Origin of the sequence: Micrococcus sp. HSID17227 (assembly GCF_003989405.1) — a bacterium.
Classification (GTDB): Bacteria; Actinomycetota; Actinomycetes; order Actinomycetales; family Micrococcaceae; genus Micrococcus; species Micrococcus luteus.
Genome location: NZ_RBLN01000576.1, coordinates 1 through 331 on the forward strand (window position 1 = coordinate 1; position 331 = coordinate 331).

A 331-nucleotide genomic window follows, 5' to 3' on the forward strand; every position below is an offset into this window, starting at 1 on the left:
GGTGTGCGGCAGGCGTGCCATCCCGGCGCGCAGGGCCGCGGTGAGGGCCTCGCCCGGGTCACCGGCGCCGCCGAACCCCAGCGCGGCCAGGTGGTTGTCCTTGAGCATCACGGCATCCGAGAGGCTGAAGCGGTGGTTGTGCCCGCCTCCGTCCCGCACCGCCGGGAGCTGCGCGGGCGGGTGGACCGCCGGGGCCACGTGGGGGGTGTGCGGCAGGCGTGCCATCCCGGCGCGCAGGGCCGCGGTGAGGGCCTCGCCCGGGTCACCGGCGCCGCCGAACCCCAGCGCGGCCAGGTGGTTGTCCTTGAGCATCACGGCATCCGAGAGGCTG

The 331-nt window shown here is 76.7% G+C and carries 1 pseudogene; it reads right to left on the reverse strand.

Annotation, left to right across the window (positions count from 1 at the left end):
• Positions 1 to 331, reverse strand: a pseudogene (locus D8M29_RS14325) (hypothetical protein); the annotation flags it as partial.